The organism is Carnobacterium maltaromaticum DSM 20342, assembly GCF_000744945.1.
Taxonomy (GTDB): domain Bacteria; phylum Bacillota; class Bacilli; order Lactobacillales; family Carnobacteriaceae; genus Carnobacterium; species Carnobacterium maltaromaticum.
The window spans coordinates 79,174-92,918 of sequence record NZ_JQMX01000001.1 but is presented as its reverse complement, the minus strand read 5'-3'; the positions used below and the strand labels follow the sequence as shown (position 1 = coordinate 92,918).

At 32.1% G+C, this 13,745-nt stretch carries 12 protein-coding genes and 1 pseudogene; all 13 read right to left on the bottom strand.

The features are described 5' to 3' along the window. Positions 1–10 precede the first annotated feature (10 nt). The gene (locus BR77_RS00455; protein ID WP_035063720.1) at positions 11–2,950 is read right to left on the bottom strand and encodes a Tn3 family transposase; all 2,940 of its coding nucleotides are present in this window, start codon (positions 2,948–2,950) and stop codon (positions 11–13) included. Continuing rightward, a pseudogene (locus BR77_RS18520) lies at positions 2,913–3,255 on the bottom strand (recombinase family protein); the annotation flags it as partial. The gene BR77_RS00455 and the pseudogene BR77_RS18520, both read right to left, overlap by 38 nt. A 32-nt stretch (positions 3,256–3,287) precedes the next feature. Beyond that, positions 3,288–3,710: a NusG domain II-containing protein gene (locus BR77_RS00450; protein ID WP_015076880.1), complete on the bottom strand. Its 423-nt coding sequence runs from the start codon at positions 3,708–3,710 to the stop codon at positions 3,288–3,290. Positions 3,711–3,741: 31 nt separating this feature from the next. Beyond that, positions 3,742–4,455 carry a class A sortase gene (locus BR77_RS00445; protein ID WP_015076881.1) on the bottom strand — a complete coding sequence of 238 codons (714 nt, stop codon included), beginning with the start codon at positions 4,453–4,455 and terminating at the stop codon, positions 3,742–3,744. Positions 4,456–4,485: 30 nt separating this feature from the next. Next, complete coding sequence (locus tag BR77_RS00440; protein WP_035063673.1) at positions 4,486–5,886, bottom strand: sensor histidine kinase; 1,401 nt, start codon at positions 5,884–5,886, stop codon at positions 4,486–4,488. Then, entirely contained in the window at positions 5,883–6,566 is a 684-nt protein-coding gene (locus BR77_RS00435) for a response regulator transcription factor (RefSeq protein ID WP_015076883.1), read from the bottom strand. Before BR77_RS00435 ends, BR77_RS00440 begins: the two co-directional genes overlap by 4 nt. Before the next feature lie 27 nt (positions 6,567–6,593). Beyond that, complete coding sequence (locus tag BR77_RS00430) at positions 6,594–6,821, bottom strand: SHOCT domain-containing protein (RefSeq protein WP_144060834.1); 228 nt, start codon at positions 6,819–6,821, stop codon at positions 6,594–6,596. 18 nt (positions 6,822–6,839) lie between these two features. Then, positions 6,840–8,366, bottom strand: coding sequence for a multicopper oxidase family protein (locus BR77_RS00425; protein WP_035063672.1), 1,527 nt, complete (start codon positions 8,364–8,366; stop codon positions 6,840–6,842). Positions 8,367–8,622: 256 nt separating this feature from the next. Then, positions 8,623–8,838 (bottom strand): heavy-metal-associated domain-containing protein, encoded by a 216-nt coding sequence (locus BR77_RS00420; RefSeq protein WP_015076886.1) that lies wholly within the window; start codon positions 8,836–8,838, stop codon positions 8,623–8,625. A gap of 21 nt (positions 8,839–8,859) precedes the next feature. Continuing rightward, positions 8,860–11,310, bottom strand: a complete 2,451-nt coding sequence (locus tag BR77_RS00415; protein WP_016356524.1) for a heavy metal translocating P-type ATPase — start codon at positions 11,308–11,310, stop codon at positions 8,860–8,862. Between the two features lie 17 nt (positions 11,311–11,327). Beyond that, a complete protein-coding gene (locus BR77_RS00410) occupies positions 11,328–11,759 on the bottom strand; it encodes a CopY/TcrY family copper transport repressor (RefSeq protein WP_016356525.1) in 432 nt (143 codons plus the stop codon). Between the two features lie 66 nt (positions 11,760–11,825). Next, positions 11,826–13,046: a glutamate-cysteine ligase family protein gene (locus tag BR77_RS00405; protein ID WP_016356526.1), complete on the bottom strand. Its 1,221-nt coding sequence runs from the start codon at positions 13,044–13,046 to the stop codon at positions 11,826–11,828. Further along, entirely contained in the window at positions 13,015–13,665 is a 651-nt protein-coding gene (locus tag BR77_RS00400; protein ID WP_016356527.1) for a TIGR01906 family membrane protein, read from the bottom strand. Before BR77_RS00400 ends, BR77_RS00405 begins: the two co-directional genes overlap by 32 nt. Between the last annotated feature and the right edge of the window lie 80 nt (positions 13,666–13,745).

Here is a 13,745-nt window from a genome sequence, read left to right as displayed (position 1 = left end):
TGGAAATTCCCTATATAACAACGTCTGATGACGGGCTATTTTTTATGTTCAATTTTCTTAAGTGTTTAGGAATAGATAACAAATCAAATTTGTATTCGCCAAGAAAAGTAATATGCTCCCAATTAATCGGAGAGATATGCCTCATATACTTAGTAACTTGGGGATCAATTTTAACTAAATAATTATAGGCTTCCTGTAAATACACAGCGTTCCATATACTAATCGCATTTATCAAGACATTGAGTGCGCTTGCACTTTGAAGTTGACGGCGAATGTCGCGTTCCATAAATTTTCCACGGCGACCAAAAAATAATTCTCTAGCTAAGGCATTAACAGCTTCTGTCTTGTTTAATCCATGAGTGATTTTGCGACGCAATTGATCATCCGTTACATATCTTATTATGAAAATACTTTTTTCAATACGTCCTAATTCTCTTAAAGCAGTAGCTACTTTATTTTTACGGGCATATGAGCCAAGTTTTCCTAAAATTAAAGAGCTTGATACTTTACCTGTTTGGATAGAATAGGCTATTCGTTTAATTTCTTCATAGTTTTCTTCGATAATCTTTACATTAATCCTACTATTTATAGAGCCGGATAAATCAGGATACTCTGAAGAAGGTTTTATAGAAAATAGTTGAGATTTTTTTATATTTCTAATGCGTGGTTCAAATTTAAATCCTAATAAAGCAGTCATACCAAACATTTGATCACTATAACCATTTGTATCAGTGAAGTGTTCTTCAATATCTAAATCCGTTTCATGGTAGAGTAAACCGTCAAGTGTATGAGTAGCTTCTCTTGTGTTTGTTGAAACAACTTCAACATGATGCGAGGTATTTCTATCATTTATTGAGCGGATCATTGAAGCCCCTTTTTCTAGACTTTTATAGTGCGGGTTAACATCAGATTTGAGAGCGGAGACACCTACGGGTACGCGCATGCCATCTGAAGCACTTGTTTTTCCTTCTCCCCAAAAATCAGCAATTGGAATATCCAATTGATAGTTAACTAAAACAGATTGTGCACGAGTTAAGGCTTCTTTATAAAAACGCCATTGTTTAGCATTTGCCAATTGAGGATACGTGATTCCAGGCGTGGATTGTGCCATTTTTTCAAGACCTATATTGATTCCTAATCCCAGTAAAGTGGCAAACACAATTTTTTTCTCGGTTTCATTTGGTGGCTTTCCAGTTGAATCATGAATAAATTCTTGTGAAAATTGGGTCCAGCTATCCACTTCAATTAAAAGATCACTTAACCTTATTTTTGGAATCATTGAGTAGAGTCTTTTCCTAAAGATTTCGGCTTCATCTGGAGTAATCTTTTCTAATTTTTTAAGTGTCATTTTAGCTGTTTTTTTATCAGATTTTGCATAAAATTGAAGGTGAGAGTCTAAAAAAGATCCCCTAGCTTCAAGGTATTCATCAAAGGTGTCTGGTATGGTTAATGATCCAAGGCAACTATCAGAAGGAACTAAGTAGTCATCAATATTTCGATGGGCTAGACTTCCTTCAACAGAAATATTACCTGAACGAATGTTGTTTTTAAGTTCTGTGAAGGCTACTAATTCATAGAATGAGCGATCTATTTTTCCGTTTTGTGGTCGAACAAGGTTTTCCCATTTTTTGCTTACAAAATCAATAGATGTGTCTACTGGTAGTTTTCTTTTTCCATCATTGTGTAGTTCACTTAATTGAGTGAGAGCCGTAAGGACAGGTTTTGCTGACGTTGTTGCTTTAAACGATAGAGTTTTTAGCAACATCGGCGTGTATCTACGGAGATAAGTGGCTTTGTTCCTTACCATTTCTAAATAGCCATACTTTTTATGGCCAGTAATTTGTTTCGCTTCCTCTCCATCTTGAATTAACTCATTCCAAGGAATAATTCGTTCAATTTCGTCAAAGGGGTTACTATTGTTATCCTTTGCAAAATGAAGAGCATCAATTAGGGACACATAGTGTTCTAATTTTTCAGTAGTCAATTTGCCTTTTTCTTTTAGCTGTTCTTGTGAATCACGTGTTCCTTTCCGTTTAATGCTACCTAGAATACGATCGTTAATCTCAATTAATTGATCGATTAGATATTGATGATGATCTACTAAAAAAGCAATCAGTAAGGCATATTTTTTTTCAAATTCAAAACGAGAAAAATCATAGGCATCATAATTATCACCTAATCTAGCTAACTGAAGGAATCTATTACGATGAATATGGGCTACGTTAATTGTTCCAAGCTCAATAGCATTAATCGCTTCAACCTTTTTACAAATACTCATAAAACTCTCTGGATTAGCTTTCCCTGGAATATCTTTCAGCCAGGCAAGTTTAGTCATCTTTGTTTCTTTAAAAAGATGAAGTAAATCATCTAATTTTTCCATTTGTATTCCTTTTAATGGTTGGAGTAAAATTGAAAACAGAGTACTTTCTGCCTTAGATCGGCAGTGACTAATAACATCTTCAAGTGTGGCAATCGATGGAAAGATAATTCTATTACAAGATAAAAAATCTAGAGTTTCTTTCATCAGAAAAGTAGAATCATCATTTTCTAATGAAAGATTAACTAAATACTCTATTAGATGTTCTCGATTGCCATTACTCCCAAATCGTTGGTACCTAAACGTTTCTAAAATTTCGTTAAAATGATTGGCACGAGTGTTTCTGTGATTGTATGAAGCTAATTCGATTGGGCCCAGGTGAAGTTGATGTGTCACATAAGAAGTCAATCTATCTGGTTTAACAGACCAGTTGCTTAAAGAACAACCAGGATATCGAGCTAAGCAAAGTTGTATGGCAAAGCCTAATTTATTAATATTCCCTCGGTGTTGATTGATAATCTCTAAATCTGAATCCGAAAAACTAAAGTATGCTTTAAAATCTTCCTCTGATAGGTGTTCTACAGAAAGCAGTCGTTCACGTTGCGCAGCTGTTAAAATGATTTTTAAACCCATACTTAGTCCTTCCTTCCATTAATATAACGTAAAAAGTCGTTTTACTTAGTTTAGAAGCTTTAAGAATTTGCGGGATTGAATACTCCTTGCTTTCGTACATCTTTAAAGCTAAATCAACTAAAATACTATCTTTATGTGCCCGCCAACCATTTTTCTCGTGCTCTAACTACATCAAGGCCAGATTTGATTCGTTCAATAATGAGGTTACGTTCCAATTCTGCTAAACTAATCATCACTCGCAAAAAGAGTCTGCCCATAGAAACCGATGTATCAACATTATCTTGTATGGAGATGAAATTAACATTTTTTAAATATCCTTTGAACTTTATTCTTATAACTAAAGAGGGATGACTAAATCGGTCTCATTTTGTTTTTCTCCATCTTTCGACCGGATTTCTATTATTAATTTGTGTGGTAGACAAATACTGGTTTCTCCAACTTTACTAATCCAACCAGTTTTCACTGCGATTTGATCTGGGCTATTGTCTTTCTTATTTCTAATTCTTGTTCCGTCTACTTCAATGATATTATATTGATTCTCTGAGGGGTAAAGTGTAAACAGTTGATATTTTGTATTTGATGACAGTTCAATTTCTCTCACTGTCACTCCGTCAATCGAAATGACTGCTATATTTCCAAGTTTATTAGCTATATTTTGACTATACTTATTGAAAACAGCTAAAGGAATGAAAGAAATTATAACTAACAAACTAATAATCAAAACGTCGTATGGGCGAATAAAAACCAGGAACTTCTTCATATTTCCACCTCTCAATGATCTGCCTACTTTACTAGATATTCTTCTCAATATCAAAAGCTTTTGTAATTTTTTCAGTTGCTTCAGACATTGTTACTTCTTCTATTAATGTACCTTGGACAACTAATCTTTTAGATCCATCTTGATTACAAGTAACTAATGTAACTAAATTTTCACCATCCACTGGTTCAATTAAATCAACTCTTGTTGGATCAACAATTTCAAGAAACGTTGTTTCATAGACATAGACTTTTTTTAAGTCAGTTAGATAGATCACTTCTCCCATTTTCAAGTCATGTAATGGACTAAATAATAAATTTGTTTGATCTAAATTATGTCCTGCAAGTGAATAATTCCCATTTCCCATGGCCTGATTTTCTACCATTGTACCTGCACCAACTGCAAGATTGTAATTTGAAAGACCCTTTAAAATAGGTAAATTTATTTTCACACTTGGAACTGCTAAACCACCTATCACAGCCATTTTGTCCTGATATAATCTAGCACGAGCAACACTTTCAAAATCAAGACTTTCAACTTGATCAAAATCAAATTCTCCTTTTTTTTGATTGTTTTTCTCGATTTTTTTAACAGTCACTGTTGATACATTATTGTTCTGTCCTAAGTAGTCAATGAGCCAGTTTCTAATAGGTCGATTAAATATTAATAACAAACCTGCTACTAATAACACGATTGTCAGTACATTAATAAAATAAAGCTGAAATTTCTTTGATTTTTTAGTTTTCAATAATTACTCCACCTTTATATTCTATTATTTTTAGAGTCTATTCTTTATTGGTAGTTTTATAAAAAAACAACTCCCGGTACCTAAGTTGCTTTCAACTCGAATGGATCCAGAATGAGCCTCTACAATACTTTTAACAATCGCTAATCCAATTCCTTGACCACCTTGAGAACTGCTTCTCGCTGGATCTGCCATATAAAATCTGTCAAAAATATGTTCTACCTCTTCCTCATTAATTCCAATCCCATTATCTTTTACTTTTATCTCAACATTATTCCCTACTTTATTTAAACTAATGGATATCTCACCATATTTTTGAGTAAATTTTATAGCATTAGCAAGTAAGTTGGTCATAACTTGACTAAATTTATCTTTATCTGCAAATACAGAAATTTCTTCTCCATATAAATTAAACTGAATTTCTTTTTGTTTAATACTAGAATCAAAATTTGTAACCACTTGAAAAATCAAACTATTTAAATTAAAGTTAGATTTAATTAATTTCTCATAATTTTTTTCTAACTTAGTTAATTTTTCGATGTTACCAATTAATCTAGTTAAGCGAGTAACCTCGTCATAACAACTTTGAAGCCTCTCAGTAGATACATCCCATATTCCATCTAGCATTCCCTCAATATTGCCTTTTAAGGTTGTAAGAGGGGTTCTTATTTCATGTGCAATATCTGTAGAAAGTCTTTTGCGTAGTTCTTGCTGCTGCTCTAACTGTCTAGTTAATTCATTTACAGAGCTAATCAGTTCATTTATTTCTAATATAGACGTTTCTTGGGGGATTTGTTGTGAATAATCACCATTTGCAACTTTTTTAGTAAAATCATTCACATGGGTTAATGGGATACTCATCTTTCTTGATACCCATGTCGCAAATATAAACGAGATAAATAATGCAGCGAAAGAGACAATCATCAAATTCTTTTTCATATCGGATATAAAAACAACATCATGCTTCGTATAGGATAACGGACCTACATGTCTAAAAAGCACTTTACCAATTGTAGATTCTTTATATGTTAGATTTTTTTCAATTTTAACTACATTAGTATTAGTAATATCCAATTTGTTTTTTAAGTATTTTGCATATATGTTCATTTTTTTAGTTGCTTTGCTTTTCTCTGTTTTACTAGGGGCCCATAATATCTTGTTGTTTCTGTCATAGACTTCAATAATAATATTATTTTCCAATGCTTTTTTACCGATATCTCCGATTCCTTGTGTTTGCCAATTTTGTTCACTATAATTAAATAAAAGTTCAATCGATTCTACATATTGAGTTAGCGTCTCTTCTTGACGTTCCTTTACATATTTTTCGAAATGATTATTCATTAAACTTATTGTTATAAAACTTAATGAACCAATTATCAAAGAAGATAGCAACAAGAACGAAACAATTAATTGCCATTTTATCGTTCTTTTCATTTTCCCTCACCAAAACGATAACCGCTACCATGAACTGTTACAATATAATTTGGTTTTTTTGGATCTTTTTCTATTTTATGGCGTAAATTTTTTATATGTGAATCAATTGTTCTTTCTAATCCAGAAAACTCCATTCCCTTTACTATTTCTATCAACTGACTTCTAGAAAAAATACGATTTGGATTAGAAGCAATAATAGCTAAAATATCAAATTCAGAAGAAGTTAATGCTAACTCATTATTTGTTAAAAATACTTGTCGAGTACTTGGAATAATAATTAACTCACCATCGTTAAAGATTAATTTCCCATGACTAGAAAATGTTGAAGACCGTCTTAAAACGGTCTCAACTCTTGCAACAAGTTCCTTTGGACTAAATGGTTTCACTATATAATCATCTGCACCTAGAGCAAGTCCTTTCAAAATGTCTTCTTCTCCCGATTTTGCTGTTAGCATGATGATTGGTGTTTCCGTTTCTTTTCTAATTGTTTCGCACACATCAAGACCACTGATATCTGGCAACATTAAATCTAGTATAACCAAATCAGGGGAAATAAAATGATATTTTTCTAAAGCTTCCTTTCCTGATGTTGCTTTATATACTGAGTAGTTTTTTGATATCAAGTACGCATCCACGATTTCTAGTATTTTAGGCTCATCATCAACAATCAGAATTTTCATCTCAATTCCCCCTCAATTATCTATTAGTTACATATATTTTCGTTTTGCTAAATACTCTTCTTCTGTTATAGCCCCTTTTGCAAATTCTTTTAATAAAATATCCACCGGTGATTCTTCAAAATTTTGTTTCTGATTCTTTTTTTCAAAAGTTTTTAGCACTAGAATCACTATTAAAACAATTAAACTTACCCAAATTATCCCCATAAACATCATATTGAATCCACCTCCCATAAAAGATATACACTTATTCAACATTATACACACGCCTCCTTTCTATTTAGTAACTTTTACTTGTCCCATCATTCCATTTTCTTCATGCTCCAAGTTATGACAATGATACATAAAAATTCCAGTATTTTGGAATTGTACTTCTAATTTAACTGTTTCATCTGGGTTTAATGCAACAGTATCTTTCCATCCCGCTTCGTTTTCAGGAGGTGTTTTTCCATTTCTTGATAAGATTCTAAATTGGACCCCATGAATATGAAAAGGATGAATCATTCCACCCATCATATCAGGTGCATTGTAAATTTCCCATATCTCTTTTTCATCTTTCTTTTTTTCCAAATCAATTCTATTCATGTCAAAAGTTTTTCCATCAATAGACACCATGTGTGACATACCTTTTAATGTGATTTTTTGTTCAGGTAGTGATGAAGTATCTTCATTTGCAATTTCGTTTAACTTAGTTGGCAATTCTACTGATTTTAAATTATCTTTGGTAATTTTTAGAGATAAAATTTTAGAATCACCATCCATAAGATTTAGTACATCCCCTTTTTTGTATTTTTCAGTATTTACAATTATTTCAGCACGTTCTCCAGGAGTTAACATAACCTTATCCAAAGAAATTGGATTCGCAAGAAATCCACCATCAGACGCAATTTGTTTAAATTCTGACCCATCGTCAAAAGAAAACTCATAATTTCTTGCATTTGATCCATTTAACAAACGCAAACGTATATTCCCATCTGAAACATTAATATAAGGATTTATTGTTCCATTAACCAACAATGTATCTCCTTGAGTTCCGTCTTCATTTCGATCTGATTCATAATTCAACTGATTGTTATTATCAAAAACCCTATCTTGAACAATTACAGGTATATCATCCTTACCATAATTTTTTGGTATATCTAGTTTGTCAGAATTTTCATCTTCTACTAACAAAACGCCAGCTAAACCATCATATACTTGTTTAGCTGTTTCACCATCTGGATGTGGATGAAACCAGAGTGTTGCAGCTTCTTGTTCTACAGTGAAATCTACTTTTTTAGTCTCATTAGGTTTTACTGGTTGGTGTGGTCCACCGTCAACGTCTGAAGGGATTTTTAACCCATGCCAATGAAACGATGTGTCACTAGTTAACTTGTTTTCAGTGTTAATCGTTACCTTTTGGCCATTTTTAACTCGTAAAACAGGTCCAAGAAAGTTACCATTGTACCCAAGAGTCTTAGTTTTTTCGCCATCAATAAAGGAAGATTCTCCCTCTTGCGCAGTTAGAGTATATTCTACTGCTGAGTCTGTTTCAGAATCTGCCTTTAATAAAGGAGGAATCGCCAACTCTTTTTCTTTTTGATTTTTTTCCACAATTTCAACATTATTTTCGCTTTCTTGGTCCATCATTTCCATGCTACTGTTACTACTTGAATTTCCCTCAGACATACTCATATTCATTTTTTGTTTAGATTGATTATTTTCTGTTTTAGTATAATTTTTATCATACAAAAACCATCCAGTAACTGCTATGAAAGCTACAATTACAATTAATAAAACTGTTGTTAATTGTTTTTTACTCATAAACTCACTCCTCTATTTTCTATACACTATTTTACTATAGCCTAAAGTTTTGTAGATTTTATGGAGATTACTCTGAAACTAGTCTTCTATTTACTTATTTTCAATTAAAGAATTTAAAATTCTTCCTTTTCCTCAAAAACAATTAAATTAACAGCTCTTCTATCCCCCATAATTATAATCTACTTTTAATTAACTATCTTTTAATTAAATTAGCCTACTAAATCCTATCAAAAAAAGGATTCAGTAGGCTATTTCATTACATTTTAATTACTTGTGAAACTTTATAGTGAGAATCAATAAAAACTGAATCTAACTCTTTTTGACTAATTTGTTGAGAACTATCAATTGTTGCAGAATTATCTTCCAAACTTAAAGAAACACTTTCTACCCCACTTATAGAATGAAGTCTTCTGAAAACATTTTTAGCACATCCTTCACACTTCATACCGTCAATAATTAGTTTTTCCTTCATAATTAAAAACCTCTTTCCTAGTTATTTTGATGGTTTAAATTTTTTTAGTCGTAATGCATTTAATAAAACTGAAACAGAACTAAAGCTCATAGCAGCACCCGCAATAATAGGACTCAATAAAGGCCCGCCAAACAAGAATAATAATCCCATTGCTACAGGAATTCCTAGCGTGTTATATGCAAATGCCCAAAATAAGTTTTCTTTAATATTTCGAATTGTTTTTTTGCTTAATTCTATGGCGGTTGGGACGTCCATGAGGTCACTTCGCATCAGAACAATGTCTGCAGATTCTATCGCAACGTCAGTGCCTGATCCTATTGCAATCCCAATATCTGCCTGAGCTAATGCAGGAGCATCGTTAATCCCATCTCCTACCATAGCTACTTTTTTTCCATTTTTTTGTAGATTTTTGACTTCAGAAGCCTTATCTTCAGGTAATACTTCACTTAAAACTCTCTCAATACCTACTTGCTTTGCAATCGCTAAAGCAGTTTGTTTATTATCACCCGTTATCATAGCTACTTCAATTCCCATTTTATGAAGTTTATTAATTGCATTTAAACTGCTTGATTTCACAGTATCTGCAACAGCTATTATTCCTGCTAATTGACCCTCAATAGCGATATACATGGGCGTTTTCCCCTCAGTTGCTAGTTTGTCAGAAGTATCGGATAGGTATTCTTGGTTAATATTATTTTTGTCCATCAACTTTTTATTTCCTAATAGAAGAGTCTTATTTTCAATTTGAACCTCAATTCCATGACCAGGAATTGCCTTAAATTTTGAAACCTTTTTTAATGTAACTTTAGCAAACTCCGCTTCTTTTACAATGGATTCGCCTAAAGGGTGTTCCGAACCTTTCTCAGCAGAAGCCGCAAAACTGAGTAATTCATCTTTTGATATAGGATCTACAACGATAACGTCCGTAACTTTGGGTTTCCCTTCAGTAATTGTTCCAGTTTTATCAAACACTATCGTTTTAATTTGATGTGTTGTTTCAAGCGCTACCCCACTCTTTATCAAAACACCATTTTCAGCACCTTTACCAGTGCCTACCATAATAGCTGTAGGTGTTGCTAATCCCAGTGCACACGGACAAGCAATGACTAAAACTGAAATAAATATTGTTAAAGCGAATACACCAGATTGACCCGCAATATACCAAGCTCCTCCAGATATTACTGCTAAAGCAATGACTACTGGTACAAAATAACCAGAGATAATATCCGCAAGTTTAGCGATTGGAGCTTTTGATCCTTGGGCATCTTCAACTAATTTAATTATTTGAGAGAGTGCTGTATCTGTTCCGACTTTAGTTGCCTTATACTGAATGGTTCCATTCTTATTGATACTAGCACCAATGATTGAATTTCCAACATTTTTTTCAACTGGTAGACTTTCGCCAGTTAACATAGACTCATCAACAGAAGTTACTCCCTCTATCACAACACCATCAACTGGCATTTTATCCCCTGGTTTTACAATTAATATGTCACCAACTTCTACTTCTTCGATAGGAATAATTTTTTCAATTCCATTTTTTATAATTAAGGCTGTTTTTGGGGCTAATCCCATAAGCTTTTTAATTGCTTCAGATGTTTTTCCTTTAGAAAGTAATTCTAAATATTTTCCAAGTGTTATTAGTGTTAAAATCACTGCTGCAGCCTCAAAATAAAGTTCATTTGTATAACTATAATCTCCTTTAGCAATCATAATAGTTGCAAATATACCGTATAAGAATGCAGCACTAGTCCCTAACGCAATTAGTGAATCCATATTCGGGTGAAGCCGAACTAAGGTTTTAAAGCCAATTCGGTAATAACTATTACCAAGTACTATCACAGGAATAGTGAATATCAACTGAGTCATAGCAAAAATTTGCGGGTTTTTCATAGGATCGAGAATTTCCGGTAAGGGAAATCCAAACATATGGCCCACAGCCAAATAAAGAACAGGTAAAGTGAAAATTGCTGACCATACAAATTTTTTCCAAACTAATTTGATTTCTTTTTCTTTCATTTCACTTGTATCGTTAACTTTTTCTTCACTATTTATTTTTTTTGCACTGTAACCTGCATTTTTTACAGTTGCTATAATTATTTCATTTGATAACAAACTAGAATTATAGTCAACACTCATTTTTTCTGTTGCTAAATTTACAGAAACAGATACAATTCCATCTAATTTGTTTATATATTTTTCGATTGTTTGTGCGCATGAAGCACAAGTCATTCCCGTTATAGAATAAGAAGCCTTTATTTTTGATGTGGAGATTGTATAGCCTGCATTATCTACAGATTTTTTAATATCAGTAAAAGATACTTGGTTTTCATCAAATGAGATAGTTAACTTTTCTGTAGTCAAATTTACACTAGAAAACTCCACACCTTTTAATTTTTTTGTAGCTTTTTCAATTGTTTGTGCACACGAGGCACATGTCATTCCTTCAATTAAAAATACCTCTTTTTTCACAACATTCACCTCTATTTCTAATGATTTCTACATTCGCATTCTTCAGGAACACATTCACATGCTATCTTTGATTGGATTTTTTTTTCCAATTTATTTTTAATCAAAACAATATCATCACTGCTCAATTCGTATTCTGTAATAGCATTAGCAAGTGCTGTTCCAATTGATTTGTTGCATATAGTAGATAACAGTTTATTAACCTGAAATTTAATACATTCTTCTTCACTAATCGTTGCAGCATAAATAAATCTTTTTCCATCAGTTTTAGTTGATAAAATTCCTTTACGAACTAATCTGCCAATTAATGTTTTTGTCGTGGCTGGTTTCCAATTCATTTTATTGGTTAGAATCAAACTAACTTGTTTACTAGAGACCGTTCTTAAACTCCAGACAACGCGCATTACTTCCCATTCTGCTACAGTAATTTGAAGATCACAGTGATTTTCCATCCCTACCTCCCCTTTCATCTACAAGTGTAAACGAATTTACACTTGTAGTGTACACTTGTGCACTTTTCATGTCAAGTATCTATTTTTATATTGTTGAGATATCTTGATTCCTAAATTCATAAATGAACCTGTACTCTGCATATCTTTAATTATTTGAGCACTTAAAGTGGTTTCTGGATAATAAAATCGTTCTTGCATTTTCTTGAGGGTCCGTATATAGGTATTCGGTAACTTCAATTTTAGAACCATTTGTTCCATTTCCTGTAAAATAGAGACCCCTTTATAAAAATAGGTGGATTTTGAAAAAGGATCTTCAAGCGCAGTTACTTCATTCATTCCATGTCCTTCTAATATTTCAGCTTGACTGGCTGTCTCTTTTTTGTGAACTAAATATATTAAAAATAAATAAAGGAACTCCATATCATCTAAGTCAATTCCACAGGAACTGTATGGGTTGATGTCAATCATACGAATTTCAATATATTCAATTCCATCTTCTCTTAAGCTAGCCAACGTTTTTCCATTTTTCAAACGAATTGGTGAATAAAATTCTCTCTCATCATAAAGGTACTTTTTTTCAATAAACTCTTCCAATGTGGTTACGTAGCTATCTAATGAGTCAAAAGATACCTTTTGACTCGTTAGATTTCTATAACCGTAACTACTATTTCTTATACTCCTAACAGGAGTATAAGAAGGAAATATTTTTTTTTCGCCCACAGGTGAAGCACCAAACAAATAAGTAATTAACCATTTATCTTGTAGAAAATTTTTAGCTAACTTTAAATAGAACATGTTTTTAAATTCTTTAAATGAACACTTTTCTTGTCTTTCATCATATAAAATACGCAATAAACTATCATCAAAACCAAAATTATAATGAATACCACATATTAACTGTTTTGACTTCCCATATTTTTTTGCTAAATATTCTCTGTAAAGGATTTTATCTGAATCACTATAGGTAGCAATAGGAACCATCACCTCTTCTTTGTTTAAGGTAGGCATACTAAATGGCCATAAATATTCGTCTTCTGGCAAATTTTGATGAATATAACGTGTCATTTCAAGCATTAAGGCATATGTTTTTTTTAAGCTATTTTGTACAGGTATTACTAATTCAAGTTGCGCTTCACTAAAGTCTTTTTCTATTCCTTTTATATTCAATTTAGAGGGGTGCAATGAAAGTGAAAGTTCCCCATCTTTTTTTACTCTTAATGTTTCTCTTTCAATTCCGAATGTCCCTTCAGTGAACTTAGACATTAATAACGGGCTGATTTTTTTCATAATTTCTCCTTAAATTCTTTTTTAATAACAAATAAGTTAGAATAAGTTGCACTTCGAATAAAATAAACACGAAAATAAAGCAGGCAAGAAAAAATGATTGTGGCAGTACATTTATAATAGGATCAATTGACGGATTAAAAATCCACGCTTCATTATTAAAAAAAACTTCGTGAAAAAGTATGAATATCCTATCAAAATTTACTAATAATAAAATTAAAACGATTAATGGACCATACATTGTGTAGCTCATCAATTTAATCAATGCTGAAAGTTCGTTTTTCTTTTTTAAATACCGAATCAAAAAAAAACCAAAAATCAGTGAAAAAGCAAGGATACTATAATTAAGCATAAATAATTTTTTAACTTCACTAAAATGAAATAATCCTTGCGCTGAACTTTCAAAATTAGGCATATTTAATCTTTGTATCCAAGGATTATTTAAATAGTTAAGTAATATAGTATAATTTTTCATGATTACTTCCCTAGATAATTCACTAGTAGACAAATCTGTTAAACTCCATTTGAAAAGTGGTGTAAAATTTATCGCTACTGCAATTGAAAAACTTAAATTACCCAATAATATAACAAGCAAAGCCAAATATGTCCTTAATTTTTTCATAGTATCATCCTCTCTTATTAAAACTTATTTTACTAGTATCTTATGGAGATTCTATGAATTTGTTTTTTTTTTTGAATCTA

Coding starts and splice junctions, on each gene's coding strand:
- BR77_RS00455 (WP_035063720.1), bottom strand. CDS start 2,950: ATGGGTTTAAAAATCATTTTAACAGCTGCGCAACGTGAACGACTGCTT.
- BR77_RS00450 (WP_015076880.1), bottom strand. CDS start 3,710: ATGAAGAAGTTCCTGGTTTTTATTCGCCCATACGACGTTTTGATTATT.
- BR77_RS00440 (WP_035063673.1), bottom strand. CDS start 5,886: ATGAAAAGAACGATAAAATGGCAATTAATTGTTTCGTTCTTGTTGCTA.
- BR77_RS00435 (WP_015076883.1), bottom strand. CDS start 6,566: ATGAAAATTCTGATTGTTGATGATGAGCCTAAAATACTAGAAATCGTG.
- BR77_RS00430 (WP_144060834.1), bottom strand. CDS start 6,821: ATGTTGAATAAGTGTATATCTTTTATGGGAGGTGGATTCAATATGATG.
- BR77_RS00425 (WP_035063672.1), bottom strand. CDS start 8,366: ATGAGTAAAAAACAATTAACAACAGTTTTATTAATTGTAATTGTAGCT.
- BR77_RS00420 (WP_015076886.1), bottom strand. CDS start 8,838: ATGAAGGAAAAACTAATTATTGACGGTATGAAGTGTGAAGGATGTGCT.
- BR77_RS00410 (WP_016356525.1), bottom strand. CDS start 11,759: ATGGAAAATCACTGTGATCTTCAAATTACTGTAGCAGAATGGGAAGTA.
- BR77_RS00405 (WP_016356526.1), bottom strand. CDS start 13,046: ATGAAAAAAATCAGCCCGTTATTAATGTCTAAGTTCACTGAAGGGACA.
- BR77_RS00400 (WP_016356527.1), bottom strand. CDS start 13,665: ATGAAAAAATTAAGGACATATTTGGCTTTGCTTGTTATATTATTGGGT.